At 67.0% G+C, this 24,618-nt stretch carries 26 protein-coding genes and 1 tRNA gene; 9 read left to right on the top strand and 18 right to left on the bottom strand.

What is annotated here, in order from left to right:
- The first annotated feature begins 3 nt into the window (after nt 1-3).
- Nucleotides 4-879, top strand: coding sequence for a ParB/RepB/Spo0J family partition protein (locus tag ACF66B_RS12095; protein WP_392662720.1), 876 nt, complete (start codon nt 4-6; stop codon nt 877-879).
- A gap of 1 nt (nt 880) precedes the next feature.
- Here the strand turns inward: ACF66B_RS12095 and hemW are convergent, their stop codons facing one another.
- Genes hemW through rph form a run of 3 tightly spaced genes read right to left on the bottom strand, consistent with a single transcriptional unit; the run spans nt 881 to nt 3,355 of the window.
- Nucleotides 881-2,071 carry a radical SAM family heme chaperone HemW gene (gene hemW / locus ACF66B_RS12090; protein ID WP_111429434.1) on the bottom strand — a complete coding sequence of 397 codons (1,191 nt, stop codon included), beginning with the start codon at nt 2,069-2,071 and terminating at the stop codon, nt 881-883.
- Nucleotides 2,034-2,645, bottom strand: coding sequence for an RdgB/HAM1 family non-canonical purine NTP pyrophosphatase (gene rdgB, locus ACF66B_RS12085; protein WP_111429435.1), 612 nt, complete (start codon nt 2,643-2,645; stop codon nt 2,034-2,036). Before rdgB ends, hemW begins: the two co-directional genes overlap by 38 nt.
- Nucleotides 2,642-3,355 carry a ribonuclease PH gene (gene rph / locus ACF66B_RS12080; RefSeq protein ID WP_111429436.1) on the bottom strand — a complete coding sequence of 238 codons (714 nt, stop codon included), beginning with the start codon at nt 3,353-3,355 and terminating at the stop codon, nt 2,642-2,644. Before rph ends, rdgB begins: the two co-directional genes overlap by 4 nt.
- Before the next feature lie 180 nt (nt 3,356-3,535).
- Here rph and hrcA point away from each other — a divergent pair, with 180 nt between their 5' ends.
- Together hrcA and grpE are read left to right on the top strand one after the other, a co-directional pair.
- Nucleotides 3,536-4,576 (top strand): heat-inducible transcriptional repressor HrcA, encoded by a 1,041-nt coding sequence (gene hrcA / locus ACF66B_RS12075; RefSeq protein ID WP_392664860.1) that lies wholly within the window; start codon nt 3,536-3,538, stop codon nt 4,574-4,576.
- 12 nt (nt 4,577-4,588) lie between these two features.
- A complete protein-coding gene (gene grpE, locus ACF66B_RS12070) occupies nt 4,589-5,182 on the top strand; it encodes a nucleotide exchange factor GrpE (protein WP_392662715.1) in 594 nt (197 codons plus the stop codon).
- A gap of 10 nt (nt 5,183-5,192) precedes the next feature.
- Here grpE and mutS read toward each other — a convergent pair whose 3' ends face one another.
- Together mutS and ACF66B_RS12060 are read right to left on the bottom strand one after the other, a co-directional pair.
- On the bottom strand, nt 5,193-7,844 hold the full coding sequence (mutS, locus tag ACF66B_RS12065) for a DNA mismatch repair protein MutS (protein ID WP_162683223.1): 2,652 nt from the start codon (nt 7,842-7,844) through the stop codon (nt 5,193-5,195).
- A 97-nt stretch (nt 7,845-7,941) separates the two neighbouring features.
- On the bottom strand, nt 7,942-8,592 hold the full coding sequence (locus tag ACF66B_RS12060; protein ID WP_392662712.1) for a Crp/Fnr family transcriptional regulator: 651 nt from the start codon (nt 8,590-8,592) through the stop codon (nt 7,942-7,944).
- A 215-nt stretch (nt 8,593-8,807) separates the two neighbouring features.
- Between ACF66B_RS12060 and ACF66B_RS12055 the strand changes: the two genes are divergently transcribed.
- Nucleotides 8,808-9,293, top strand: a complete 486-nt coding sequence (locus ACF66B_RS12055; protein ID WP_111429439.1) for a sigma-70 family RNA polymerase sigma factor — start codon at nt 8,808-8,810, stop codon at nt 9,291-9,293.
- A 25-nt stretch (nt 9,294-9,318) separates the two neighbouring features.
- On the opposite strand, the gene dnaJ is transcribed toward ACF66B_RS12055, so the two are convergent.
- Both dnaJ and dnaK read right to left on the bottom strand, forming a co-directional pair.
- Nucleotides 9,319-10,479: a molecular chaperone DnaJ gene (dnaJ, locus tag ACF66B_RS12050; protein ID WP_111429440.1), complete on the bottom strand. Its 1,161-nt coding sequence runs from the start codon at nt 10,477-10,479 to the stop codon at nt 9,319-9,321.
- 72 nt (nt 10,480-10,551) lie between these two features.
- Complete coding sequence (dnaK, locus tag ACF66B_RS12045) at nt 10,552-12,489, bottom strand: molecular chaperone DnaK (protein ID WP_111429441.1); 1,938 nt, start codon at nt 12,487-12,489, stop codon at nt 10,552-10,554.
- Between the two features lie 188 nt (nt 12,490-12,677).
- Here dnaK and ACF66B_RS12040 point away from each other — a divergent pair, with 188 nt between their 5' ends.
- Nucleotides 12,678-13,274 carry an alpha-ketoglutarate-dependent dioxygenase AlkB gene (locus ACF66B_RS12040; protein ID WP_111429442.1) on the top strand — a complete coding sequence of 199 codons (597 nt, stop codon included), beginning with the start codon at nt 12,678-12,680 and terminating at the stop codon, nt 13,272-13,274.
- Nucleotides 13,275-13,276: 2 nt separating this feature from the next.
- Here the strand turns inward: ACF66B_RS12040 and ACF66B_RS12035 are convergent, their stop codons facing one another.
- A complete protein-coding gene (locus ACF66B_RS12035; RefSeq protein ID WP_111429443.1) occupies nt 13,277-13,900 on the bottom strand; it encodes a hypothetical protein in 624 nt (207 codons plus the stop codon).
- Complete coding sequence (gene yciA, locus ACF66B_RS12030; protein WP_111429444.1) at nt 13,897-14,289, bottom strand: acyl-CoA thioester hydrolase YciA; 393 nt, start codon at nt 14,287-14,289, stop codon at nt 13,897-13,899. The genes ACF66B_RS12035 and yciA overlap by 4 nt, the downstream gene beginning before the upstream one ends.
- Nucleotides 14,290-14,465: 176 nt before the next feature.
- Here yciA and cysQ point away from each other — a divergent pair, with 176 nt between their 5' ends.
- The 3 genes from cysQ to galU all read left to right on the top strand — a co-directional run bounded on the left by cysQ (nt 14,466) and on the right by galU (nt 17,115).
- Nucleotides 14,466-15,263, top strand: a complete 798-nt coding sequence (gene cysQ, locus ACF66B_RS12025) for a 3'(2'),5'-bisphosphate nucleotidase CysQ (RefSeq protein ID WP_111429445.1) — start codon at nt 14,466-14,468, stop codon at nt 15,261-15,263.
- Nucleotides 15,264-15,269: 6 nt separating this feature from the next.
- Nucleotides 15,270-16,070 (top strand): manno-octulosonate cytidylyltransferase, encoded by an 801-nt coding sequence (locus ACF66B_RS12020; RefSeq protein ID WP_111429446.1) that lies wholly within the window; start codon nt 15,270-15,272, stop codon nt 16,068-16,070.
- 136 nt (nt 16,071-16,206) lie between these two features.
- The gene (galU, locus tag ACF66B_RS12015; RefSeq protein ID WP_111429447.1) at nt 16,207-17,115 is read left to right on the top strand and encodes a UTP--glucose-1-phosphate uridylyltransferase GalU; all 909 of its coding nucleotides are present in this window, start codon (nt 16,207-16,209) and stop codon (nt 17,113-17,115) included.
- A gap of 210 nt (nt 17,116-17,325) precedes the next feature.
- On the opposite strand, the gene ACF66B_RS12010 is transcribed toward galU, so the two are convergent.
- The 9 genes from ACF66B_RS12010 to ACF66B_RS11970 form a co-directional block, all read right to left on the bottom strand.
- A complete protein-coding gene (locus tag ACF66B_RS12010; protein WP_111429448.1) occupies nt 17,326-17,790 on the bottom strand; it encodes a PTS sugar transporter subunit IIA in 465 nt (154 codons plus the stop codon).
- 29 nt (nt 17,791-17,819) lie between these two features.
- Nucleotides 17,820-18,395, bottom strand: coding sequence for a ribosome hibernation-promoting factor, HPF/YfiA family (gene hpf / locus ACF66B_RS12005; protein WP_111429449.1), 576 nt, complete (start codon nt 18,393-18,395; stop codon nt 17,820-17,822).
- A 128-nt stretch (nt 18,396-18,523) separates the two neighbouring features.
- Entirely contained in the window at nt 18,524-19,852 is a 1,329-nt protein-coding gene (rpoN, locus tag ACF66B_RS12000) for an RNA polymerase factor sigma-54 (protein ID WP_111429450.1), read from the bottom strand.
- A 39-nt stretch (nt 19,853-19,891) separates the two neighbouring features.
- Complete coding sequence (lptB, locus tag ACF66B_RS11995; RefSeq protein ID WP_111429451.1) at nt 19,892-20,656, bottom strand: LPS export ABC transporter ATP-binding protein; 765 nt, start codon at nt 20,654-20,656, stop codon at nt 19,892-19,894.
- Nucleotides 20,653-21,159 (bottom strand): LptA/OstA family protein, encoded by a 507-nt coding sequence (locus ACF66B_RS11990; RefSeq protein ID WP_111429452.1) that lies wholly within the window; start codon nt 21,157-21,159, stop codon nt 20,653-20,655. Before ACF66B_RS11990 ends, lptB begins: the two co-directional genes overlap by 4 nt.
- Nucleotides 21,156-21,794 carry an LPS export ABC transporter periplasmic protein LptC gene (gene lptC / locus ACF66B_RS11985; RefSeq protein ID WP_111429453.1) on the bottom strand — a complete coding sequence of 213 codons (639 nt, stop codon included), beginning with the start codon at nt 21,792-21,794 and terminating at the stop codon, nt 21,156-21,158. The genes ACF66B_RS11990 and lptC overlap by 4 nt, the downstream gene beginning before the upstream one ends.
- 3 nt (nt 21,795-21,797) lie before the next feature.
- Nucleotides 21,798-22,796, bottom strand: coding sequence for a KpsF/GutQ family sugar-phosphate isomerase (locus ACF66B_RS11980; protein ID WP_111429454.1), 999 nt, complete (start codon nt 22,794-22,796; stop codon nt 21,798-21,800).
- A 13-nt stretch (nt 22,797-22,809) separates the two neighbouring features.
- Nucleotides 22,810-23,424 carry a ribonuclease D gene (locus tag ACF66B_RS11975; RefSeq protein WP_111429455.1) on the bottom strand — a complete coding sequence of 205 codons (615 nt, stop codon included), beginning with the start codon at nt 23,422-23,424 and terminating at the stop codon, nt 22,810-22,812.
- A 67-nt stretch (nt 23,425-23,491) separates the two neighbouring features.
- Nucleotides 23,492-23,578 (bottom strand) — tRNA-Leu (locus ACF66B_RS11970).
- A 135-nt stretch (nt 23,579-23,713) separates the two neighbouring features.
- Here ACF66B_RS11970 and ACF66B_RS11965 point away from each other — a divergent pair.
- Nucleotides 23,714-24,616 (top strand): serine hydrolase domain-containing protein, encoded by a 903-nt coding sequence (locus tag ACF66B_RS11965; protein ID WP_111429456.1) that lies wholly within the window; start codon nt 23,714-23,716, stop codon nt 24,614-24,616.
- Nucleotides 24,617-24,618 lie beyond the last annotated feature (2 nt).

Raw genomic sequence — 24,618 nt, 5'->3', positions numbered from 1 at the left:
GACTTGGAAAAGAAGGGACTGGGCCGGGGGCTTTCCGCACTCCTGGCCGATGTGGCGCCGAGCGACGAACCTTCACTGATGCGTCCGGTGATGCCGCCCGACCGGATGATCCCGATCGAACGCATCCATCCCAATCCCAACCAGCCCCGGCGGACCTTCGACGAGAAGGATCTGCAGGATCTCGCCAACTCGATCCGCGAGAAGGGTGTGATCCAGCCGCTGATCCTGCGGCCCCTGCAGGATCGGCCGGGTGAATTTCAGATCGTCGCCGGCGAGCGGCGCTGGCGCGCAGCCCAGGTGGCGGAAAAGCACGAGCTTCCCGGCGTCATTCGCGAGCTCAGCGATGCCGAGGTGCTCGAGCTTGCGATCATCGAGAACATCCAGCGCGCGGACCTCAATTCGGTCGAGGAGGCGCTTGGCTATCGTCAGCTCATGGATCGCTTCGGGCACACGCAGGAAAAGCTCGCGGAAGTGCTCGGCAAGAGCCGGAGCCATATCGCGAACCTGCTGCGGCTGCTGACGCTGCCGGAGCAAGTGCTCGACATGGTTCGTGCCGGCCAGCTTTCGGCTGGCCATGCCCGGACGCTCGTCACGGTTGCCAATCCCGAGCAGCTTGCCCGGCAGATCGTCGAGAAGGATCTCTCGGTGCGTCAGGCCGAGCAGCTTGCCCGCACCATCGGCGACCGGAAGCCCAAGAAGGCCGGAAAGGTCGAGCCGCAGAAGGATGCGGACACCCGCGCGCTCGAGCAGGATCTTTCGGCCAATCTGCGGCTGCAGGTGCTCATCAACCACAAGCCGGGGCAGCAGAAGGGCGAATTGCGCATCCGCTACACCTCGCTTGAGGAGCTCGACGGGCTATGCCAGCGGCTTGGCGGATAATCTATTGAAATAAAAGGGATTTAGTCACGCCATTGAGGACGGGGCGGCCTTTTTCCGTGACGGTGAGGCGATCGCCCGCGTGGCGGACCATGCCGAGGCCTTCGAGCGCCTCGATCGGGCCGATGGCAAGCGGCGCTCCGGCGAGGGCGGCATGGCGCGCGAGCGAGATGCCCTCGGTGAGCCGCAGGCCCATCATCAGCATTTCCTCGGACTGGATCTCGGCATCGAGCGTATCGGTGGACTCGATGCCGCTGCCAGTGCGCTCGACGGCTGCGAGCCATTCGGCGGGATCGCGATAGGCGACGGTTGCCGCGCGCTCGCCCGAGCGGGTCAGCCGGCCGTGGGCGCCGGGGCCGATGCCCGCGTAATCGCCGTAGCGCCAGTAGACGAGATTGTGCCGGCATTCGGCGCCGGGCCAGGCGTGGTTCGAGACCTCATAGGCCGACAGGCCGGAGGAGGCGCAGATTTCCTGCGTGAGTTCGTACATGTCGGCCGACAGCCCGTCATCGGGCAGGCCGCGGAGCCGGCTGCGGGCGAAGAGATCGCCGAAGCGCGTGCCGGGTTCGATGGTGAGCTGGTAGAGCGAGAGGTGATCGACCGCGATGGCGATGGCCTCGCGCAGTTCCGCCTCCCAGGCGGCGCGGCTCTGGTTCTGCCGGGCATAGATCAGGTCGAAGCTCACCCGCTCGAAGACCGCGCGGGCCGTCTCGAAGGCCCCGATCGCCTCGGCCGCGGTGTGAAGCCGCCCGAGCGCCTTGAGGTCGGGATCGTTGAGCGCCTGGACACCGAGCGAGATGCGGTTGACGCCGGCGTCCCGGAAGGCGCGGAACTTTCCGGCCTCGACAGAGGTCGGATTGGCCTCGAGGGAGATTTCGGTGCCGGGGGCGAGATCCCAGACCTCGGCGATGGTGCGGATCACCTCGCCGACGGTTTCGGGCTCCATGAGGCTCGGCGTGCCGCCGCCGAAGAAGACCGAGGTGACCTGGCGCCGGGGCAGGGTCGCCGCGGTGGCGCGGATCTCGGCCGCGAGGGCAGCGCGCCAGCGTGCGTGATCCACGCGCGCCGAGACATGGCTGTTGAAATCGCAATACGGGCATTTGGAGGCACAGAAGGGCCAGTGGATGTAGACCCCGAAGCCGCCGGACTGCCAATCCTCACGCAAAGCAGCCCGCCACCAACTTGCGGAAGGCATCGGCGCGGTGGCTGATGCGGTTCTTTTCCCAGCGGTCCATCTCGCCAAACGTGATCTCATAGCCATCCGGCAGGAAGACCGGGTCGTAGCCGTGGCCCTCTTCGCCGCGCATCGGCCAGACGCACTGGCCCTCGACACGACCGTCAAAGACCTCGTCATGGCCATCGGGCCAGGCGAGCACGAGGGTGCAGCGGAAGCGGGCGGTGCGCGGGGCAGGGGCGCCGATCCGGTCGAGCTCTTCCTGCACGCGGGTCATCGCCAGCACGAAATCCCGGCCGTCGGGCGTTTCGGCCCAGTCGGCGGTATAGACGCCGGGGGCGCCGCCGAGCGCATCGACCTCGATGCCGGAATCGTCGGCGAGCGCGGGCAGGCCGCTCGCCTTCGCGGCGGAATGCGCCTTGATGCGGGCGTTGCCGACGAAGGTGGTTTCGGTTTCTTCCGGTTCGGGCAGCCCGAGTTCGCCCGCGGAGACGATCTCGATCCGGTAGGGCTCGAGCAGATTGCGGATCTCCTCGAGCTTGCCCTTGTTATGGGTCGCGACGACGAGTTTCGGCTCGTTGAACCGGCGTGTCATGCCACCGCGGCCTTCTGGGCGGCGACAAGCTCGGTGATACCCTTCTCGGCGAGATCGAGCAGCCGGATCAGCTCGTCGCGGGTGAAGGTCGCGCCCTCGGCGCTGCCCTGCACCTCGATGAGGCCGAGGCCGTCGGTCATCACGAAGTTCGCGTCCGTCCCGGCGGTGCTGTCCTCGGCATAGTCGAGATCGAGCACCGGCTGGCCGCCGTAGACGCCGCAGCTCACGGCGGCGACATGGGCGGTGATCGGGTCGTTCTTGATCGTGCCCTTGGCCAGCAGCTTGTTGACCGCCAGCCGGAGTGCGACCCAGCCGCCGGTGATCGAGGCGCAGCGCGTGCCGCCGTCGGCCTGGATCACGTCGCAATCGACGGTGATCTGCCGTTCGCCGAGCGCCACGCGATCGACGCCGGCACGGAGCGAACGGCCGATGAGCCGCTGGATCTCCTGGGTGCGGCCCGACTGCTTGCCGGCGGTCGCTTCGCGGCGGTTCCGCGTCGTGGTGGCGCGCGGCAGCATGCCGTATTCGGCGGTGACCCAGCCGAGGCCGGTCTTGCGCATGAAGGGCGGTACGTTTTCCTCGACGCTCGCGGTGCAGAGGACGTGGGTGTCGCCCATCCTGACGAGGCAGGAACCCTCGGCATGCATCGTCACGTTGGTCTCGATGATGACAGGGCGGAGCGCATCAGCGGCGCGGCCGGAAGGGCGCATGGGGGAATTCTCCCGAATTTGTGGCATCGCTCGTATGGCGCCCCCCTTAGCGGCTCGGGCCACTGGCGTCCAGCGTCGCGGCTCATGATTGACCGGACCTGCCCCGACACATACATCTTTGTGGGTGGTTCAGCCCGCGGGGTTCGATGCGTGTCGCAAGCAGCCTCTTCCTTGAGCGAAATGAGCGCGCGGAGCCGCGAGGTCTTCCGGCGGCTGGTCGAGACCTATCTTGAGACCGGCGAGCCGGTGGGCTCGCGCACCCTGAGCCGGGCCGTTAGCGAGAAGGTCTCGGCGGCGACGATCCGCAACGTGATGCAGGATCTCGAATACCTCGGCCTTCTCGACAGCCCGCATGTCTCGGCCGGCCGCATTCCGACCCAGCTCGGCCTGCGGCTCTTCGTGGACGGCATTCTCGAGATCGGTGACGTGGCAGGATCGGAGCGGGCGGAGATCGAGCGCTCGCTCAGCCGGGCCGATGGCGATCTGCCCGACATGCTCGACCGTGCGGGCGACATGCTCTCGGGGCTGACGCATGGGGCGAGCCTCGTGCTCGCGCCGAAGACCGAGGCGCCGATCCGGCATATCGAGTTCGTGGCCCTGGCCCCGGATCGCGGGCTCGTCGTGCTGGTGACGGCCGACGGGCATGTGGAAAACAGGCTCTTCACGCCGCCCGCCGGGCTCACGCCCTCCGCGATGCAGTCGGCGGCCAATTTCCTCAACGCGATCCTTCAGGGCCGCACGCTTTCGGAAATGCGCAGCGTTGTTGCTGAGGAGATCGACAAGCGCCGCGCCGAGCTCGATGCGCTGTCGCGCCAGATGATCGAGAGCGGGCTTGCCACCTGGAGCGACGAGCCGGGGGATGGCGGGCGGCTCATCGTGCGCGGGCGTTCCAATCTGCTCGAGGCGACGGGCGATGCCGCGGATCTCGAGCGCATCCGCGAGCTTTTCAACGATCTCGAACGCAAGCGCGATCTGGCGCAGTTGCTGGAACTCAGCGAGATCGGTGACGGGGTGCGTGTCTTTATCGGCTCGGAGAACAAGCTTTTTTCACTTTCCGGTTCATCTCTAGTGGTCTCTCCCTATATGAATGCGGATCGAAAAATCATTGGTGCGGTCGGTGTGATCGGGCCGACGCGGCTGAACTATGGCCGTATCGTTCCGATCGTCGACTATACCGCTCAGCTGGTGGGGCGGCTGGTTTCCAGCCGGTCCCAGGTCTAGGACGGAATGGGAATGGGCAAGGACAGACTGGACGAGATGCAGGACGAGGCGTTTCTCGACGATCCTGAAGCCGTGGATGCGGATGACGAGGAAATCACCGATGCGGCCATCGAGGCCGAGGAGGTTGCCGCGCTCAAGGCCGAGAACGGCGAACTGAAGGACCGCCTGCTGCGTGCGCTGGCCGATGTGGAGAACATCCGCAAGCGTGGCGAGCGGGACCGCCGCGACGCCGAGCTCTATGCCGCGACGCGCTTTGCGCGCGACCTGCTGTCGGTGCATGACAATTTCGACCGGGCGCTCGACAATATCACCGACGAGCTGCGCGACGCCGCACCCGGGCTGATCGAAGGGATCGAGCTCACCCAGCGCGATCTGCTGAACGTGTTCGAGAAGCACAAGATCGTCCGCGTGGAGCCGGCCGTGGGCGAGCGCTTCGATCCCAAGCAGCATCAGGCGATGTTCGAGGCTCCGGTGCCGGGCACCAAGGCCGGCGACATCATTCAGGTGATGAATGTGGGCTTCATGATCGCCGACCGGCTGCTGCGCCCGGCGCAGGTGGGTGTCTCCGCCGGATCGCCGACCCCGCCGCCCGCCAGCAAGGAGTAAGTCTCCGGCCTCACGCCTCGATCAGCGCCCGCAGCTCATAGACGAGCGCGAGCGCGTCGCGGGGCGTGAGCTCGTCGGGCGAGACCGCCCTGAGCCGTGCCTCGACCGCCGGCGAAGCGCCCTTGGCCTTCGTAGGCGTCTCGGGCGCTTCGAGCATCCGGCTGAAGAGCGGCAGATCGTCGACAAGCGCCTTGGCCTTGCCGCCCTGCTGCCGTTCGCCTTCCTCCAGCGCCTCGAGCACGATGCGCGCGCGCTCCACCACCGCTTTCGGCAGGCCCGCGAGTTCCGCGACCTGGATGCCGTACGAGCGGTCGGCGGCGCCGTCGCGCACCTCGTGGAGGAAGATCACCTCGCCCTCCCATTCGCGCACCGCGACGGTGGCGTTCCGCAGGCCCGGGAGTTTCGCGGTGAGGGCGGTGAGCTCGTGGTAATGGGTCGCGAAGAGCCCGCGGCAGCGGTTGCCGTCGTGCAGGTGTTCGAGCACCGCCCAGGCGATCGAGAGCCCGTCATAGGTGGCTGTGCCGCGGCCGATCTCGTCGAGGATGACGAGCGCGCGCTCGCCGGCCTGATTGAGGATCGCCGCGGTCTCGACCATCTCGACCATGAAGGTCGAGCGGCCGCGGGCGAGATCGTCGGCCGCCCCCACGCGGCTGAAAAGCTGATCCACCACGCCGATGCGCGCGGCCCGCGCGGGCACATGCGCGCCGATCTGCGCGAGCAGGGCGATGAGCGCGTTCTGGCGCAGGAAGGTCGATTTGCCCGCCATGTTGGGGCCGGTGACAAGCCAGATCGGCCGGGCGCTCGCGCCGCCCGCGCTCAGCTCGCAGTCATTGGCAACGAAGCTCTCGCCCGTGCGCCGGAGCGCCTGCTCGACCACCGGGTGACGGCCCTCGGTGATCGCGAAGGCGCGCGAGGCGTCAACCTCGGGGCGCACCCAGCCCTCGGAGGCGGAGAGATCGGCGAAGCCCGCGGCCACGTCGATCTCGGCGAGCGCCTTGGCCGTCGCGCCGATCCGGGAGGCGGCCGCGAGGATCGCCTGGCGCAGGTCCTCGAAGATCCGCTTCTCGATCTGGAGCGCGAGCGAGCCTGCATTGAGGATGCGGGTCTCGATCTCGGACAGCGGCAGGGTGGTGAAGCGGACCGCGTTCGCCGTGGTCTGGCGGTGGACGAAGAGCTCGTTGAGCGGCGCGCTCATCATCCGGGTCGCGTGGGTTGCCGGGGTCTCGATGAAATAGCCGAGCACGTTGTTGTGCTTGATCTTGAGGGCATTGACGCCGCTCTGCCGGACGTATTCCGCCTGAAGCTCGGCGATCACGCCGCGGCCCTCGTCGCGGAGGTGGCGGGTCTCGTCGAGCTCGGCATCGAGGCCGGCGGCGATGAAGCCGCCATCGCGGGCGAGCAGCGGCGGCTCGGCGACAAGGGCGGCATCGAGAAGCGAAATCAGCTCGTCATGCCCGCGCATCGCGTCCTGTGCAGCGACGACCAGATCCGGGCCGCCGGCGGGCAGGAGTTCGCTCAGCCGCTCGGCCTCGCCGAGCCCGTCGCGGATCGCCGCGAGATCGCGCGGCCCGCCCCGGTCGAGCGAGAGCCGCGAGAGCGCGCGTTCGAGATCCGGCACCTTGCGCAGCCCCTCGCGCACCCGGCGGGCGAGCCCTCTGTCCTCGGCGAAGACGGCAAGCGCATCCTGCCGGGCGTGGATCGCGCCGACATCCGTCGAGGGCGCGTTCACCCGCGCCTCGAGCAGCCGCGCGCCCGCGCCGGTCAGCGTGCGGTCGATCGCGGCGAGGAGCGAGCCCTCGCGCCCGCCGGAAAGGCTGCGGGTCAGTTCAAGATTGCGCCGGGTTGCGGCATCGATCTGCATGAGGCCACCGGGTGTCTCGCGGGCGGGCGGCTTCAGGAAGGGCAGGCGGCCCTTCTGGGTCAGGTCGAGGTAGTCGATGATCGCGCCGAGCGCCGAGATCTCCGCGCGCCCGAAGCTCGCGAAGCCGTCGAGCGAGGCGACCTTGTAGACGTTCGCGATCCGGCCTTCGGCGAGGGTGGACTCGAAGCTGGCGCGCGCCAGCGGCGTTGCGACGCCGCCGGCTTCGGCGATCAGGCCGCGCAGCTCGTCCTCGTGAGCCTCGCTCAGCAGGACCTCGCGCGGGGCGAGGCGGGCAAGCATCGGCCCGAGGCGCAGGCGCGGGCAGGGGGCGACGGTCACGTCTCCGGTCGAGAGATCGACCCAGGCAAAGGCGCCCTCGCCGCGAATGTCGGAAAAGGCCGCGAGGTAATTGTGCCGCCGGCTTTCGAGCAGGCTTTCCTCGGTCAGCGTGCCCGGGGTGACGAGCCGGACGACCTCGCGCCGCACCACGGATTTCGAGCCGCGCTTGCGGGCCTCCGCCGGATCCTCGGTCTGTTCGCAGACGGCGACACGGAAGCCCTTGCGGATGAGGGTGAGCAGGTAGCCCTCCGCGGCGTGGACCGGCACGCCGCACATCGGGATATCCTCGCCGAGATGCTTGCCGCGCTTGGTGAGCGCAATGTCGAGGGCGGCGCTCGCCGCCTCGGCATCCTCGAAGAAAAGCTCGTAGAAATCGCCCATCCGGTAGAAGAGCAGCGCATCGGCGTGCCCTGCCTTGATCTCCAGATACTGCGCCATCATCGGCGTGACGACCGCGTTCATGTCTCGTCCCGTGTCCTGCTGCCCCTGACCGGCGCGGACTCGATCACGCGCGGGCGGGGAAGGCAACCCGAACCGGTGCCGGTTCGGCGCGGGCGGTTCAGATCAACGGCCGGATCGGCGGCGGCGCGTTCTCGATCCCGGCGATATCCGCGAGCCTCTCGCGGTCGAAGATCTCGAGCTTCTTCGTCTTCCAGGAGGCGACCTGCAAAGCGCGCAGGCGCGAGAGCGTCTTGTTGGTGTGGACGAGCGACAGGCCGAGCGCATCGGCGAGGTCTTCCTGCGTGAAGGGCATGTCCATTGAGGTCTTCGTCGCGATCCCGACGTCGAGCGCCCGGCCATGCAGCATGTGGAGCGCATGGGCGACGCGTTCGAGCGCGCTCCGCCGTCCGACGGTCACCAGCTGATCGCCGAGGAAGTGCTCCTCGCGCGCGGCAAGCCAGGTCACGTCGAAGCTGCGCTCGGGCTGCTCGCCGAACATGCGGTAGAGATCGGCGCGGTTGAAGACGCAGAGATGCATGGCGGAGACGGCGGTGACGGAATGCTGCATCTCGGCCATCACTGCCGCCTGGAGCCCGATGAAGTCACCCGGCAGCACGAAGCCGATCACCTGCCGCCGCCCGTCCTCGAGGGTCTTGAAGCGGATCGCGGTGCCTTCGAGCACGGTGTAGAGATGCGGGCTCGACGTGCCCTCGAGCACGATCGGCGTGTCGCGATCGACCCTCAGCTCCCCCGCCTTGAAGGTTTCCATGAAGGCAAGCTCTGACGCGCTGAAAGGCGAAAAGCACGGCATCGCGCGAAGACGGCAGTCGTGACAGGGCACACGGGGCGGATTATGTCCGTTTTTTTTCATTTGATATGTCGCAGTTACATGTCTTCACGCGGAGGACACCCCAAGCTGAGGCCATGACGGTCGGGCCCTGACCCGACTTTACATGCGTATCCACGCTAGGGGGAGGCATTTCATTGAAAAAACCGGAGGATGAATTTCTGAGCAAGGTCGTCGCGCTGATGCCGAGATTGCGGAATTTCGCCATCGGTCTCTGCCGGGACGCGGTGGAGGCGGACGACCTCGTGCAGGAGACGGTCCTGCGTGCGATCCAGAGCCGGCGCAGTTTCCAGACCGGAAGCAATCTCGGGGCCTGGATGATGACGATACTGCGCAACTGTTTCCTGTCGGACATGCGCCGGTCGCAGCGGGCCCGGCTGGCACTGAGCCAGATCGTCGCGCCGGCGGGCGTCCTTGCCGCCACTCAGGAAAGCGCGCTCCAGCTCCAGGAAGTGGCTCGCCACATCGCGGGGCTGCCCGCGGCACAGCGACGGCCGCTGCTGATGATCGGCGTTGCGGAGGCGAGCTATGCCGAGGTGGCCGCCCATTGCGGCTGTTCGGTCGGCACGGTCAAGAGCCGGGTCAGCCGCGCCCGCCAGCGCCTGGTAGACGCCGCGGGGTGAGGCCTGCTGCGGGGGATAAAGGGCCTCAGCCCTTCATCCCGTCCCAGAAGTTCTTCACGCGGCTGAAGAAGTCGTGTGTTTCCGGGCTGTTGTCCTTGCCCGCCTCGTCGAACTCCTTGAGGAGCTCCTTCTGGCGGTGGCTGAGGTTGACCGGCGTCTCGACCCGGAGCTCGATGTAGAGATCGCCGTGGCCGGCGCCGCGCAGTGCGGGCATGCCCTTGCCGCGCAGCCGGAGCTGCTTGCCGGTCTGCACCCCGGCCGGAACCTTTACCCGGGTCCGCCCGCCATCGAGCGTCGGGGCTTCGATCTCGCCGCCAAGCGCAGCGGTCGTCATCGAGACCGGAATGCGGCAGAAGAGGTTCTGGTTGTCGCGCTCGAAGATCGCATGATCGGCGACCTCGATGAAGATGTAGAGATCGCCCGCCGGTCCACCGCGCAGCCCCGCATCGCCCTCGCCCGCCAGCCGGATCCGCGTGCCGGTCTCGACGCCGGCGGGGATGTTGACATTGAGCGTGCGATCCTTGCGCACCCGGCCCGCGCCGGCGCAGGAGCCGCAGGGATTCTTGATGATCTGGCCGCGGCCCTGACAGGTCGGGCAGGTGCGCTCGACGGTGAAGAAGCCCTGCTGCGCCCGAACCTTGCCCATGCCTGAGCAGGTCGGGCAGGTGGCGGGTTCCGCGCCGCCCTCGGCGCCGGTGCCATGGCAGACCTCGCAGACGACGCTGCCCGGAACGGTCACGGTCGCCTGCTTGCCGCGGAAGGCTTCCTCGAGCGAGAGGCGGAGGTTGTAGCGCAGATCCGAGCCGCGCGAGGCGCGCTGGCCGCCGCGCGCCCGTGCTCCGCCGCCGCCACCCATGAAATCGCCGAAGAGATCGTCGAAGACGTCGGAGAAGGCGGAGGCGAAATCCGCATTGGCACCTGCGCCGCGGAAGCCGCCTGCGCCGGGCCCGGCGCTGCCATTCTCGAAGGCGGCATGGCCGTAGCGGTCGTAGGCGGCCTTCTTGTTGCCGTCCTTCAGGACGTCATAGGCCTCGTTGACTTCCTTGAACTTCGTCTCGGCGTGCGGATTGTCCTGGTTGCGGTCAGGATGCAATTCCATGGCCTTCTTGCGGAAAGCCTTCTTGATCTCTGTCTCGGTCGCGGTTCTCGTTACGCCGAGCACCTCGTAATAGTCACGTTTCGCCATGCGGGCGAGCTCCCCTGCAACAGCAAAATGGCCCCCTCGAATCGAGAGGGCCACCCTGCGGGATCAACCGGATCAGGACTTCTTGTTGTGGTCGTCGCCCAGATCCTCGAAATCGGCGTCGACAATGTCGTCGTCCTGGCCCGAGGTGGAGTTGCCCGTCGCGCCATCGGGGCCGGCATCGTCCTGGCCGGCCATCTCTTCGGCCTGCGCCTTGTAGATCGCCTCGCCGAGTTTCATCGACGCTTCGGTCACGTCCTGGATGCGGGCGCGGATCGCTTCCGGATCGTCCTTCTCCATCGCTTCCTTCAGCGTCTTGATGGAGAGCTCGATCGCCTCGATCGTGGTCGGATCGACCTTGTCGCCATGCTCCTTGATCGACTTCTCGGTGCCGTGGATCAGGCTTTCGCCCTGGTTCCGGGCCTCGACCAGCTCGCGGCGCTGCTTGTCGGCCTCGGCATTCTCCTCGGCGTCCTTGACCATCTTCTCGATGTCCTCGTCGGAGAGACCGCCCGAGGCCTGGATGGTGATCTTCTGTTCCTTGTTGGTGCCCTTGTCCTTCGCCGACACGGAGACGATGCCGTTGGCGTCGATGTCGAAGGTCACCTCGATCTGCGGCACGCCGCGCGGGGCAGGCGGGATCTGCTCGAGATTGAACTGGCCGAGCATCTTGTTGTCGGCCGCCATCTCGCGCTCACCCTGGAAGACCCGGATGGTCACGGCGTTCTGGTTGTCTTCCGCAGTCGAGAAGATCTGGCTCTTCTTGGTCGGGATCGTGGTGTTGCGGTCGATGAGGCGCGTGAACACGCCGCCGAGCGTCTCGATGCCGAGCGAGAGCGGGGTCACGTCGAGAAGCACAACGTCCTTCACGTCGCCCTGGAGCACACCGGCCTGGATCGCCGCACCCATGGCAACGACCTCGTCAGGGTTCACACCCTTGTGCGGCTCCTTGCCGAAGAACTTCGTAACTTCCTCGATGACCTTCGGCATGCGGGTCATGCCGCCGACGAGCACGACCTCGTCGATCTCGGATTTCGAGATGCCGGCATCCTTGAGCGCCGCGGCGCAGGGCTTCATCGAGCGGGCGATCAGATCGCTGACCAGGCTTTCGAGCTTGGCGCGGGTCAGCTTCAGCACGAGGTGCAGCGGCTGATGCGTCTTCGGGTCCATCGAGATGAACGGCTGGTTGATCTCGGTCTGCGACGAGGACGAAAGCTCGATCTTGGCCTTTTCGGCGGCTTCCTTCAGGCGCTGGAGCGCCATCTTGTCCTTGGTCAGGTCGACGCCGTTCTCTTTCTTGAACTCGTCGGCGAGATACTGGACGATCCGCATGTCGAAGTCTTCACCACCGAGGAACGTGTCGCCGTTGGTGGACTTCACCTCGAAGAGGCCCTCGTCGATCTCGAGGATCGAGATGTCGAAGGTGCCGCCGCCGAGGTCGTAGACCGCGATCGTCTTGGTGCCTTCCTTGTCGAGCCCATAGGCGAGCGCAGCCGCGGTCGGCTCGTTGATGATGCGCAGCACCTCGAGGCCCGCGATCTTGCCGGCGTCCTTGGTGGCCTGACGCTGGGCGTCGTTGAAGTAGGCGGGAACGGTGATGACCGCCTGGGTCACGGTCTCGCCGAGGTAGCTCTCGGCGGTTTCCTTCATCTTCTGGAGCGTGAAGGCCGAGATCTGGCTCGGAGAATACTTTTCACCCTTCACCTCGAGCCAGGCATCGCCATTGGCGCCCGAGACGATCTTGTAGGGGACCATCTCCTTGTCCTTCGCGACCATGGCGTCATCGTAGCGGCGGCCGATGAGGCGCTTCACGGCGAAGAGAGTGTTTTCGGAGTTGGTGACAGCCTGGCGCTTCGCGGCCTGGCCGACCAGACGCTCGTCGTCCGTGAAGGCGACGATCGACGGGGTGGTGCGGGCGCCCTCGGAGTTCTCGATGACCCGCGGCTGGCTCCCGTCCATGATGGCGACGCAGGAGTTCGTTGTACCGAGGTCGATTCCGATGACTTTCGACATGTGTATTCCTTTCGTGCGGCGATCGCGCAGGGCAGGTCCGGGCATGGCCCCCGCCCCGCATCCCTTGACCGGGCCTCACGATTTCGTGCGGATCCCGGGGTCTGCAGGTATATAGGATCGGTATTCTGGCCCTGCAAGCAGTCCGGCGGGCGGGCTCCGGCGTTTTTTCGAGCGGTTTGTCGGCGGAAATGATCGAAGATCGCGGATTTATCATTCATCAGGGCGCGATCCCGGCCGACGCGCAGGAGCGGCTTGTCGCGGATATCCGGGCGGTTGCCGCCGCGGCGCCGTTCTTTTCGCCCGAGACCCGCGGAGGCCGGCGGATGAGCGTGCGGATGACCTCGGCCGGGCGCTACGGCTGGTTCAGCGATCGCCGCGGCTACCGGTATGTTGAGCGCCATCCCTCCGGCGTGCCCTGGCCACCGATCCCGGAAAGCGTGCTCGCGCTCTGGCGCACGTACGGCAGCAGGGCGCGCGATCCCGACTGCTGTCTCGTCAACTATTATGGCGCGGGGGCGAAGATGGGGCTTCACCGAGATGCCGACGAGGCGGACTTCTCCTGGCCGGTGCTCTCGATCAGCCTCGGCGATCCGGCGCGGTTTCGCATGGGAGGCCCGGAACGCAGCGATCCTTCCCGCTCGATTCCGCTCGAAAGTGGCGATGTGGTGGTGATCGGCGGTGCGGCCCGGCTCTCCTATCACGGCATCGACCGCATCGCCTTCGGCGGCAGTCGCCTGCTTCCGAAGGGCGGCCGGATCAATCTCACCCTGCGCGTGGTGGACTGAGCTCAGCGCGTGAGCGAGCAGCAGCCGGCGAGGAGTTGCAGGCTGTTTCCGGTTTCGAGCAGGAGATTTGCCGCAAGCCCGTAGCGATGCACCCCGGCCGCGCTCTCGCTGCAGTCGGCGGCGGTGAGGCTGAGCGTCGCCCGGCTCCCGTCATTTTCGGCAAGGATCATCCGCGCGGCGCTCCCGGAATCTTCGGGAGATATGCGCGCGACGATATCGAAGCCGTGCTCGAGATTGTCGGGGAGGGCAAGCGAGGCGCCGTCGTCAAGGATCTGGAACCACCAGCGCGGCGTGGTGCCGAAGCAGGCGAGCACCTGTGGCGCCGTGGTGTCGCTCCAGACCGGATTGCTCAGCTGCAGGTTCTCCTGCGCGACCCAGCCGGTGTGCTCGTGCATGTTGATACGTGCCCAGCGGCCATCGGGATCGGTTGCGACAACCTCGATGCCGCGGCCGTCCGCGGGCAGGAACCCGAGCTCCTCGCTCGCCGGATCGGGTTCGGCATGGACCACCAGCACGCTGCCGGGCGGCACGCCGATCACCTCGAAGAGCGCCGGAAGCTGGATCGCGCCGGCGGCAGCGGGCGCGAGGACGAGTGCGGCGATTGCCGGGCGCAGGGGGGATCTCAAGGCTGGCCCAGTTCCGGCAGCGGGCGTTTCCGGCCCGCCTCGTCCACCGCGACGAAGATGAACCGGGCCTGCGTCACCCGGCAATGCTCGCCCGAAGGCTGCCGCCGGATCCAGGCCTCGACGCAGATGGTCATCGAGGTCGTGCCCTCGCGGACCATCTCGGCGTAGATCGTGAGAATGTCCCCGACGCGCACCGGCTGCTGGAAGGTCATGCCATCGACCGCGATCGTCGCGACGCGCCCCCGCGCCCGGGTGCGTGCCAGCACGGAGGAGCCGAGGTCCATCTGGGACATGAGCCAGCCGCCGAAGATATCGCCATTCGCGTTGGTGTCCGCAGGCATGGCAATGGTCTGCAGCGTAAGCTCGCCGTGCGGCATGGTGTCCGTCATGGGCGGGATATCCTCCTTGGCAGGTTTGCGCGCACCGGCGTGCCGCGCTCGCAGGGTGTCTGGATCGGATGTTTACAAAATGCGCGCGGCTGGTCCATAGCTGCCTCGATATGACAATCGCGGCGCGTCTGGCTGCTGCCCGTGCCGCCCAGTCCGGTCAGAAGGGTTCCAGGTTCATGGATTATGCAGGTATCGTCGCCACCATCCGCAAGCTCGCGCTCGAGGCCGGGTCGGCCATTCTCGAGGTCTACAACCGCGACGATTTCGAGGTCCGCTCGAAATCCGACGAGTCTCCGGTGACCGAGGCCGACGAACTCGCCGACCGGCTGATCTCTGCGGGCCTCAAGGCGGCGCATCCCGAGATCCCGATCGTCACCGAGGAGCAGGCCGATACCCACGGGCAGGCACACCCTGTCTTCTTCCTCGTCGACCCGCTCGACGGAACCAAGGAATTCATCAAGCGCCGCGGCGATTTCACCGTCAACATCGCGCTGATCGAGAACGGCGTGCCGACCCGCGGCGTCGTCTATGCCCCGGCCAAGGAACGCCTGTTCTATACCGACGCCGATGGCCGCACCGTCGAGGAAGCCGCGCCGCATGATCCGGCGGCACCCGGCGCGACCACGCCGCTTTCGGTCTCGACACCGGATCCGGAGGCGCTCGTCGTCGTCGCCTCGAAGTCGCACCGCGATCAGGCGACCGATGACTACATCAATCGGTACAAGGTCTCGGATTTCCGCTCCGCCGGGTCGTCGCTCAAGTTCTGCCTCGTGGCGGCGGGCGAGGCCGATCTCTATCCGCGCCTCGGCCGGACCATGGAGTGGGACACCGCGGCGGGTCAGGCCGTGCTCCTCGGCGCCGGCGGCCGCGTGGTGCGTTTCGACAGCCATGAGCCGCTCATTTATGGCAAGGGTGGCTTCGAGAACCCGTTCTTCATCGCGACCGCGCCGGGGATCGACCTGCTGAAGGGCTGAACGCGCATGTCCGTTCTCATTGTCATCCCGGCCCGCTACGCCTCGACCCGCTATCCCGGCAAGCCGCTGGCCGAATTGCGCGGGGCGACGGGCGAGGCGCGCAGCCTTGTGCGCCGGAGCTGGGATGCGGCGATGTCGGTGCCGGGCATCGCCCGGGTCGTCGTGGCGACGGACGACGAGCGGATCGCCGCCGCCGCCCGCGCCTTTGGCGCCGAAGTGGTGATGACGCCGGAAAGCTGCCGCAACGGCACCGAACGCTGCGCGGCGGTGGTCGAAGCCATCGGCTCGGAGCACGATATCGTCGTCAATCTCCAGGGCGATGCGCCCCTCACGCCGCACTGGTTCGTCTCCGCGCTCGTCGCGGCAATGGAGGCCGATCCCTCCTGCCCGGTGGCGACGCCCGTGCTGCGCTGCGATGCCGCCGCGCTGGCCGGTTTTCTCGAGGATCGCCGCCACGGACGGGTCGGCGGAACGACCGCGGTATTCGACCGCAATCACAACGCCTTGTATTTTTCCAAGGAGGTCCTTCCCTTCACCGGGCGCGTGCTGGGTGAGGGCGACGAGATCCCCGTCTTCCACCATGTCGGCGTCTATGCCTACCGTCCGGCGGCGCTTCTGGCCTATGCAGACTGGGCGCCGGGGCACCTGGAGGGCTGGGAAGGGCTGGAGCAGCTCCGCTTCATGGAGAACGGCGTCCTGGTGCGCTGCGTCGAGGTGGATGGCCAGGGTCGTGCATTCTGGGAGGTGAATAATCCTTCCGATATTGATCGCGTTGAGGGTATATTCAGGGAATTGGGCATTTCTTGAAACAAAACACTTCGTTCAGCACTTAACGCGTTGCAGCAAGAATCTTATGGGAAATCGGAGAGGATTCGTGTTAGCCAGCCACGGTAAGATAACCCGGTCCGTCCGGGTTTGGGTTCTTTGAGTGATGGGGATTGGGATGACAAATCGAGTGACCAAGGCGGTCCTTCCCGTAGCGGGTTTCGGGACACGTTTCCTTCCGGCGACGAAGTCCGTGCCTAAGGAAATTCTTCCTCTGGTCGATCGGCCGCTCGTGCAATACGCGATCGACGAAGCACGCGCTGCCGGGATCAAGGAGTTCATCTTCGTGACGTCCCGCGGCAAGAGCGCGCTCGAGGATTACTTCGACAGCGCGCCCGAGCTCGAGCAGGCGCTGCTCGACGGCAAGAAGCATCACCTGATCGAACTGCTCAAGCAGACCAACATGGGCAGCGGCGCCGTTGCCTACATCCGCCAGCAGGAGCGCCGCGGCCTCGGCCATGCGGTATGGTGCGCCCGCCGCCTCATCGGCGACGAGCCCTTCGCGGTGATCCTGCCCGATGACGTGATCGACGCCGATACCCCCTGCCTCCAGCAGATGGTCGAAGCCTATGCCGAGACCGGCGGCAACATGGTTGCGGCGATGGAAGTCGAGCACAGCCGCGTTTCCTCCTACGGCATCCTCGATGTCGAGGACGCCACCGCCGCCTCGATGAAGGTCCGCGGCATGGTCGAGAAGCCGCAGCCCGAGGATGCACCTTCCGACATGGCCGTGATCGGCCGCTACATCCTTTCGCCGCAGGTGCTGACCAATCTCGATTCGATGGACACCGGTGCCGGGGGAGAGATCCAGCTCACCGACGCCATCGCGGCCGAGATCGGGCGGAGCAACAACGTCTACGGCTACCGCTTCAAGGGCCGCCGCTTCGACTGCGGCTCGAAGTCGGGCTACCTCCAGGCGACCGTTGCCTTCGGCATGGCGCGCGAGGATCTGCGCGAGGAGTTCGAGGAATTCCTGCGCGGCTACCTCCAGGTCGATGTGCCGAAACCGGCGATGCGCGCCGTCTGAGGTGCGATAGGGCACGCCGGCCCGTTTCGGGGCCGGCGGCCTTTCGCGCCTGCCGGCGGGCCCGGCTGATATCCGCCATCCAAACAGAGAAACGCCCGGTGCAGGATCCTGCACCGGGCGTTTCTCTGTTTGCGCTCGTTCCGGTCTGATGTGCCCCGGATGGGGCGGCTGCCCCGGAGGTGTCCGCCTCGGCGGAGGGACCCCCGGGGCTCAGGCCGCCTGTGAGCCCCTCTCTTCCGTCAGGATCGCGTAGAGCGCCGACGGTTCGAAGGTGGATCGGAGTTTGGCGCAGACCGCCTCGCTGCGCAGGGTCCGCGACACCCGCGCAAGCGCCTTGAGATGCTCGGCCCCGGCCGCCTCAGGGGCGAAGAGGGCAAAGACCAGATCGACCGGCTGGCGGTCGATCGCCTCGAAATCCACGGGCTTCTCGAGCCGGACGAAGAGCCCCTTCACCTGTTTCACATCGCCGAAACGGGCATGGGGAATGCCGACACCGCGCCCAACCCCGGTGGGGCCGAGCGCCTCGCGTTCCATGAGAGCACTGTAGGTGGCTGCGGAAGGCAGACCGTAGACGGATTCCGCCATATCGGCGATGTCCTGAAGCAGCCGCTTCTTGCTCGTCGCCTTGAGTGGAGCCCTTACGGCCTCCACGCTGATGATATCCGAAAGCTCCATCGACTGGGCTCCCTTACCACAAATCGTGTCTACTGGGAATTCCGCGGATCGATCCAGCCAATGTTCCCGTCTTCACGGGTGTAGACAACATTCACGCCGCCATGTTTCTCGTTGCGGAAAACGAGAAGCGGTGCGCCAGCGAGTTCCATCTGCATCACGGCCTCGCCGACCGAGAGATTGGGGACGCGCGTCTCCATCTCAGCGATGATGACCGGCTGCAGGGTCTCGGGCTCCGCATCTTCCGCATGGTCGTTGCCGGCGAGGATGTAGGACGGGGCGCCGATGGCCTCGATCGGATTCTCGCGGCTGCGGTGGTGATCCTTCAGCCGGCGCTTGTAGCGCCGCAGCTGCTTGTCCATCCGCTCGGTGCAGCCTTCGAACGAGGCGTAGATCTCGTTCGCACGCGACTTTGCCTGAACGGTGAGCCCTGTCGGAAGGTGTACCGAAAGGTCAGAGACGAATTCGTGCGCCTCCTTCGAAAAGGTCACGACGGCCTCCACGGGGCGGTCGAAATATTTTCCGACCGCTTCCTCGAGCCTGTCCTCGACGTGAGTACGCAGCGCGTCTCCCACGTCGATCTGTTTTCCGCTGACCTGTATGCGCATGTGTTTCTTACCCCCCCGAACGTATGCCTGTGGCTCGGCTCGGATCTGCCAATACGGGCGGACCCTATGGACGGGCTCCCTTGTCTTGTCAACCGCCGAGGCCCGCGCAGGTTGTGCACCGGAATCCTTTATATCCCGGAAAGACCTATCTTTCTGCGCCGGCGCTCGACCGAGGAAGGTATGCCCAGCACTGTACGGTATTTCGCAACCGTCCTTCGCGCAATATCTATCCCTTCCTCCTTGAGGAGCGCGACGAGCGTATCGTCCGAAAGCGGCTTCGCCGGCTTTTCCGCCTCCACCATCGCGCGAATGCGGGTCTGCACCGCCGTGGCCGAATGCGCCTCGCCGCCCGAGGCAGACGGGATCGCGGAGCTGAAGAAGAACCGCAGCTCGAAGACCCCCTGATCGCAGGCCAGATACTTGCTCGCGGCAACTCGGCTGATGGTCGATTCGTGCACACCAATCCGGTCCGCAACCGCGCGCTGCGTGAGCGGACGCATCGCCGCGACCCCATCGCTGAAGAAGCGCTCCTGCTGGAGCACGATCTCGGTTGCCACCTTGAGGATGGTCCGGGCCCGCTGCTCGAGCGCGCGCACCAGCCAGTTCGCGCTGCTGCGGCATTCGGAGATGAAGGCGCGGGCGCTCGTGGTGTCGCTGCCAAGATCGGCGACATAGGCGTTGTCGACAAGCACGCGGGGCAGGGTTTCGGTGTTGAGCTCGACCGAGAGCCCGGCGGGCCCCCGCGTGACGTAGATATCCGGCACCGCGGCCTGCACGGGCGCCGCGCCGAAGCGCAGGCCCGGTTTCGGATCGAGCGCGCGGAGCTCGTCGAGCATGTCGGAGATATCCTCGGCATCGACGCCGCAGAGCCGTTCGAGATCCTCCCGCCGCCCCTTTGCGGTGAGATGGAGGTTCGCGAGCAACGCCTCCATCGCCGGATCCAGCCGGTCGCGCTCGCGGAGCTGGAGCGCAAGGCATTCCTGGAGCGTGCGCGCCCCGACCCCCGTCGGCTCGCAGGCCTGCACCGCGCGGAGGCCGCGGGCGATCTGCGGCATGGTGAGCCGGTGCCGCTCCGCGATTTCCTGGGGTGGCACGCGCAGGTAGCCGTCGTCCTCGAGCTCGTCTGCGAGGATGAGGGCCGCCTCGAGCGTCGCCTCGTCGAGCCGCATGAACCTGAGCTGGGCCTGGATGTTCTCCCAGAGCGTCGTGTCGGCCGCCACACGCTGGATCATGTCGTCGGCGGTGGTATCCCCCGATCCACCGCCACCGGGCGCTGCAGGGCCTGTGAGCGGCGCTGCGGGCCGGATGTCGATGAGGGGGTTCTTCTCGACCTCGGCCGAGACATATTCCGCCAGCTCCACATTCGACATCTGCAGCAGCTTGATGGATTGCTGGAGCTGAGGGGTCATCACCAGCGTCTGCTGCTGGCGGAACTCCATGCGGGGGCTCAGTGCCATGGGCGCTCCCCTTTCATGACGTGGGCCAGCCGATTCCGGCTACATCTGGAAGTTCTCACCCAAGTAGACCCGCCGCACATTTTCGTCCTGAACGACCTCCTCGGGCGTGCCCGTCATCAGGACGCTGCCGCCGTGGAGGATATAGGCACGATCCACGATTTCCAGCGTTTCTCGCACGTTGTGATCGGTGATGAGCACCCCGATCCCGCGGTCCTTGAGATGCCGCACCAGCGCGCGGATGTCGCTCACCGCCAGCGGATCGACGCCCGCGAAAGGCTCGTCGAGCAGGACGAACTTCGGCTGCGAGGCAAGGCAGCGCGCGATCTCCACGCGGCGCCGCTCGCCGCCCGAGAGCGCGACCGCCGGGGTGCGCCGCAGATGGGTTATGGAGAATTCGCCCATGAGCTCGTCGAGCATCTCGTGCTGTTTTTCCGGGTCGCGGATGGTGAGCTGGAGGATCGAGCGGATGTTGTCCGCCACCGTCAGCCCGCGGAAGATCGAGGCCTCCTGCGGCAGATAGCCGATGCCGATCCGCGCCCGGCGATACATCGGCAGCCAGGTGACATCGCGCCCGTCGACCATGACCGTGCCCGCATCGGGTGGCACGAGACCGGCGATGGCGTAGAAGCAGGTCGTCTTGCCCGCACCGTTCGGCCCGAGCAGCGCGGCCACCTCGCCGCGGTGTACCGAGAGCGAGACATCGCGCAGCACCGGCCGCCGCCGGTAGCTCTTGGCAAGCCCGATGACATGGAGGCCGCCGTCGGCCGCGTGGCTTTCCACCACCGGGTCGGGAACAGCCCTCATTGCGTGGTGCCCGGATTGAAGACGGTGCGCACCCGCCCCTCGAACCGCGCCGTGCCGGAGGTGAGATCGAGCTGCATCGATTCGCTTGCCAGTGCGTTCGGCCCCTGGGTCAGCAGGACATTGCCCTGCATGTCGATGACCCCCCGGGCCACCTCGTAGGTCGCGCGATCGGCCTCCGCCGCCTCCTGGCCATTGGTGACGGTGACCGTCCCTTCGGCCTCCAGCCGCGAGATCTGCCCGCCCTGGCCCGCCTCGGTCTCGGCATATTCGACCTGGATGCGATCGGCGCCCATCTTCAGAACCCCCTGCGCCACCCGCACGGTGCCGGTGAAGACCGCGGTTCCGGCGGCCTGATCGAGGTCGAGATGCTCGGCCGAGACCTCGACCGGCTTGCTCGTGTCGATCTTCTCCGTCCCGAAGGCGACCGATGTCTGCTGCGCGGCGACAGGGCCCCCGAGCAGGGAGAGCAGGGCAAGCGGGAGAAGGGCGTGTCGGGCGATCATCTGGGCGTATCCGTGTCCTGAGCTCCGGCGTCGGGCGGATCGTATATGACACGCACGCCATTTCCGAATGAAAAGAGGCGGATATCCTTTTCCGCCCCCGAGGGCGCGATCCGAAGCGTGCCCGAGGCGATATCGCCGAACGGCCCGGTGGTCTGGACCTCGTCGCTGCCCTCGATGATGCCCTTCGCGAGGTCGATCGAGAGCCGGTCGGCGGCGAGATCGTAGCCATTCGCGCCCTGGAGGCGCACATCGCCCGCAAGCTCCAGGATCTGGCTTGCGATCTCGAGTTCGCCGCCCTGCGCGGTCACGTCGAGCCGCTGGCCGTCGGCGAAGGTGATCTCGCCCGCGAGATTGGTGATCGAGGCCCGCGTCGGCGGCGCGGCATCAGGCTGCACCAGATCGGCGGTGAACCGGAACCGGTCGCCGGAGCGGGTGGTGCCGGTGAAGGTCGGGTTGCTGATCTGCAGACCCTGGCCGAGCCGGTCGAGATCGGTCTCGGAAAAGATGATCTCCCCACCCTGATCCCCATCCGGCTGGATCAGGAAGATGCTCAGCAGCATGGCTGCGGCGATGAGCGGAAGGCCCACCTTCAGGATGGCGACGATCCGTGTGTGCAGCCCCGGCCCCTGCGCCATGGCTCAGGTCACGCCGGCGCGCAGGCAGTCGTGCACATGCAGGATGCCCACCGGACGCTTGGGCGCGTCGCCGGCGACGGCGAAGAGACAGGTGATCTTCTTCGCGTTCATGACCCCAAGCGCCTCGGAGGCCAGCGCCTCGGCCGTGATCGTCGAGGGATGGCGCGTCATCACGTCCTCGACCCGCCGCTCGAGCAGCCCGTCGAGATTGCGCCGCAGGTCGCCGTCGGTGACGATCCCGGCCAGCGCCCCCGCGCCATCGGTGACGCCGACGACGCCGAAGCCCTTGCGCGTCATCTCGATCAGCGCCTCGCCCATGCCGGTGCCCGCGGGCACGAGCGGCAGTTCCTCGCCGCTGTGCATGAGATGGCCGACCGTCGCGAGCCGCGCTCCGAGCCGACCGCCGGGATGGAAGGCGCGGAAATCCTCCGGGGTGAACTCGCGATGCTCCATGAGGGCGACCGCGAGCGCATCGCCGAGCGCGAGCGTCATCGTCGTCGAGGTGGTGGGGGCGAGCCCGACCGAACAGGCCTCGGCTGCGGGCGGCAGGGTGAGCCGGATGTCCGACTGGCGCATGAGCGTGCTCTCGGCCCGGCTCGCGATGCCGATGAGCGGGATCCCGAAGCGGCGGCAATAGGCGATCATGTCGGAAAGCTCGGCCGTCTCACCCGAATTGGAGAGCAGCATCACCACGTCATCGGTGGTGATCATGCCGAGATCGCCGTGGCTCGCCTCCGCGGGATGGACGAACATCGCCGGCGTGCCGGTCGAGGCGAAGGTCGCGGCGATCTTGCGCGCGACATGCCCCGACTTGCCCATGCCCGAGACGATGAGCCGCCCCGGCGCGCGCAGCACGGCCTCGATCGCGCGGGCAAACGGTGCGCCGAGCCCGTCCGCCAGCGATTCGCTCAAGAGCTCGAGCGCAGAGGCTTCGACATCGATCACGCGGCGCCCGGTCGCGATGAGCCGTTCGGGATCGGGCAGGGTGGGCGCGTGCTTCATCGGCCCCGCTCCTTCAGGAATGTGCGAAGATGTCCTGCTCGTCCCAGCCCGCAATGTCGAGCGCGGCGCGATGGGGCAGGAAGTCGAAACAGGCCCGCGCGAGCTCCGTGCGGCCCTCGCGGGCGAGGCGGGCATCGAGCACCGCCTTCAGCCGGTGAAGGTAGAGCACGTCCGAGGCGGCATACTCGAGCTGCGCAGCCGTCAGATCCTTCGCGCCCCAGTCGCTCGACTGCTGCTGTTTCGAGATATCGACCTCGATGAGCTCGCGGGTGAGCTCCTTGAGCCCGTGCCGGTCGGTATAGGTCCGCACGAGCTTCGAGGCGATCTTGGTGCAGTAGACCGGCGTGGTCAGCACACCGAAGCGGTGCAGCAGCACCGCGATGTCGAACCGGCCGAAATGGAAGAGCTTGAGCTGCTTCGGATTGGCCAGCATCCTGCAGAGATTCGGCGCCTCGGTCTGGCCCTGACGGATCTGGACCATGTGCGCATCGCCGTCACCGGCGGAAAGCTGGACGAGGCAGAGACGGTCGCGGTGCGGCACGAGCCCCATGGTCTCGCTGTCGATCGCAACGACGGGGCTGAGATCGAGCCCGTCCGGCAGATCGCCCTTGTGAAGGTGGTTTGCCATGGAGGTCTCCGTCCGCTCCCTGTCGCCGCGCCCGTAATCAGCGGCGCGCGGGCCCGCGCGGAGATCTTGGTGCCCAGGAGAAGACTCGAACTTCCACTTCCTTTCGGAAACTGGCACCTGAAGCCAGCGCGTCTACCAATTCCGCCACCTGGGCAGGTGCCGTCAGTGGCGGGGATGTATCGCCCGCGCCGGGCAGTGTCAACGGGCCGCGCCCGGCTTCGCGCGGAAAAATCGTGCCTTTCCGCGGCGGGATTGACAGGCCGCCGGCTGCCGGCCCAGCCTCTGCGTCATGACGGATCACGAACTTCATTCGGCCTGGATCGATACGAGCGGCCGGACGGGCGGCGAAACCGGCGACCGGCCGGTCTTTCCCTGGTGGAGCCTCACGAAAACCGCGATCGCAACCTGCGTGATGCAGCGCGCGGAGGCGGGCAAGGCCGATCTCGATGCCGCGCTGCCCGATGCGCCCTATAGCCTGCGCCAGCTCCTCCAGCACCGCGCGGGCCTGCCCGATTATGGCGGGCTCGCGGCCTATCACCTCGCGGTGCGGCGTGGCGACCTGCCCTGGCAGCGCTGGCAGCTCCTCGCCGCCGCGGGCGCGGAAACGCAGGCCTGGCCCCCCGGCACGCGCTTTGCCTATTCCAACATTGGCTATCTCTACCTGCGCGAATGGCTCGAGGAACAGGAGAGCGCTCCGCTTGCCGAGATCCTTGCCCGCAGGATCGCGGCGCCGCTCGGGCTCGCTTCCACCCGACTGGCCGAAACGCCGGAAGCGTTTGCCGCGGTCCACTGGCCCGCGCTCGAAGGCTACGATCCCGGCTGGGTCTACCACGGCTGCCTGATCGGCCCGGCGCTCGAGGCGGCGCGTTTCGTGCACGGCCTTGCCACGGGCGCGCTGGTCGCGCCCGAAACCCTGGAGGAGATGCGCCGCCCGCTGCCCGTCGGCGGCCCGATGGGTGCACGGCCCTGGCGCACGCCCGGCTACGGCCTCGGGCTCATGGCGGGTGGCATGAGCGGGGCAGGGCGCGTCTTCGGTCATTCAGGCGGCGGCCCGTTCTCGACGAACGCGGTCTATCACCTGATGGACGCCACCCCGCCCCTCACCATCGCCTGTTTCGCAGGGGAAGAGGACGAGAGCTCCGCCGAGGCCGGCGTCGTGCGGGTGGGCCGCGCCATCGGCGCGCTCGCCTGAGC

Source organism: Amaricoccus sp. B4, from assembly GCF_043226085.1.
In the GTDB taxonomy this organism is placed as follows: domain Bacteria; phylum Pseudomonadota; class Alphaproteobacteria; order Rhodobacterales; family Rhodobacteraceae; genus Amaricoccus.
Note: the sequence above shows the minus strand (reverse complement) of the source record. Positions and strands in the feature narration are given on the sequence as shown.

What these genes read in the sequence shown, in the direction of transcription:
- hemW (WP_111429434.1), bottom strand. Translation starts at nt 2,071, where the DNA reads ATGCCTTCCGCAAGTTGGTGGCGGGCTGCTTTGCGTGAGGATTGGCAG.
- rdgB (WP_111429435.1), bottom strand. Translation starts at nt 2,645, where the DNA reads ATGACACGCCGGTTCAACGAGCCGAAACTCGTCGTCGCGACCCATAAC.
- rph (WP_111429436.1), bottom strand. Translation starts at nt 3,355, where the DNA reads ATGCGCCCTTCCGGCCGCGCCGCTGATGCGCTCCGCCCTGTCATCATC.
- hrcA (WP_392664860.1), top strand. Translation starts at nt 3,536, where the DNA reads ATGAGCGCGCGGAGCCGCGAGGTCTTCCGGCGGCTGGTCGAGACCTAT.
- grpE (WP_392662715.1), top strand. Translation starts at nt 4,589, where the DNA reads ATGGGCAAGGACAGACTGGACGAGATGCAGGACGAGGCGTTTCTCGAC.
- mutS (WP_162683223.1), bottom strand. Translation starts at nt 7,844, where the DNA reads ATGAACGCGGTCGTCACGCCGATGATGGCGCAGTATCTGGAGATCAAG.
- ACF66B_RS12060 (WP_392662712.1), bottom strand. Translation starts at nt 8,592, where the DNA reads ATGGAAACCTTCAAGGCGGGGGAGCTGAGGGTCGATCGCGACACGCCG.
- dnaJ (WP_111429440.1), bottom strand. Translation starts at nt 10,479, where the DNA reads ATGGCGAAACGTGACTATTACGAGGTGCTCGGCGTAACGAGAACCGCG.
- dnaK (WP_111429441.1), bottom strand. Translation starts at nt 12,489, where the DNA reads ATGTCGAAAGTCATCGGAATCGACCTCGGTACAACGAACTCCTGCGTC.
- ACF66B_RS12040 (WP_111429442.1), top strand. Translation starts at nt 12,678, where the DNA reads ATGATCGAAGATCGCGGATTTATCATTCATCAGGGCGCGATCCCGGCC.
- yciA (WP_111429444.1), bottom strand. Translation starts at nt 14,289, where the DNA reads ATGACGGACACCATGCCGCACGGCGAGCTTACGCTGCAGACCATTGCC.
- cysQ (WP_111429445.1), top strand. Translation starts at nt 14,466, where the DNA reads ATGGATTATGCAGGTATCGTCGCCACCATCCGCAAGCTCGCGCTCGAG.
- ACF66B_RS12020 (WP_111429446.1), top strand. Translation starts at nt 15,270, where the DNA reads ATGTCCGTTCTCATTGTCATCCCGGCCCGCTACGCCTCGACCCGCTAT.
- galU (WP_111429447.1), top strand. Translation starts at nt 16,207, where the DNA reads ATGACAAATCGAGTGACCAAGGCGGTCCTTCCCGTAGCGGGTTTCGGG.
- ACF66B_RS12010 (WP_111429448.1), bottom strand. Translation starts at nt 17,790, where the DNA reads ATGGAGCTTTCGGATATCATCAGCGTGGAGGCCGTAAGGGCTCCACTC.
- hpf (WP_111429449.1), bottom strand. Translation starts at nt 18,395, where the DNA reads ATGCGCATACAGGTCAGCGGAAAACAGATCGACGTGGGAGACGCGCTG.
- rpoN (WP_111429450.1), bottom strand. Translation starts at nt 19,852, where the DNA reads ATGGCACTGAGCCCCCGCATGGAGTTCCGCCAGCAGCAGACGCTGGTG.
- lptB (WP_111429451.1), bottom strand. Translation starts at nt 20,656, where the DNA reads ATGAGGGCTGTTCCCGACCCGGTGGTGGAAAGCCACGCGGCCGACGGC.
- ACF66B_RS11990 (WP_111429452.1), bottom strand. Translation starts at nt 21,159, where the DNA reads ATGATCGCCCGACACGCCCTTCTCCCGCTTGCCCTGCTCTCCCTGCTC.
- lptC (WP_111429453.1), bottom strand. Translation starts at nt 21,794, where the DNA reads ATGGCGCAGGGGCCGGGGCTGCACACACGGATCGTCGCCATCCTGAAG.
- ACF66B_RS11980 (WP_111429454.1), bottom strand. Translation starts at nt 22,796, where the DNA reads ATGAAGCACGCGCCCACCCTGCCCGATCCCGAACGGCTCATCGCGACC.
- ACF66B_RS11975 (WP_111429455.1), bottom strand. Translation starts at nt 23,424, where the DNA reads ATGGCAAACCACCTTCACAAGGGCGATCTGCCGGACGGGCTCGATCTC.
- ACF66B_RS11965 (WP_111429456.1), top strand. Translation starts at nt 23,714, where the DNA reads ATGACGGATCACGAACTTCATTCGGCCTGGATCGATACGAGCGGCCGG.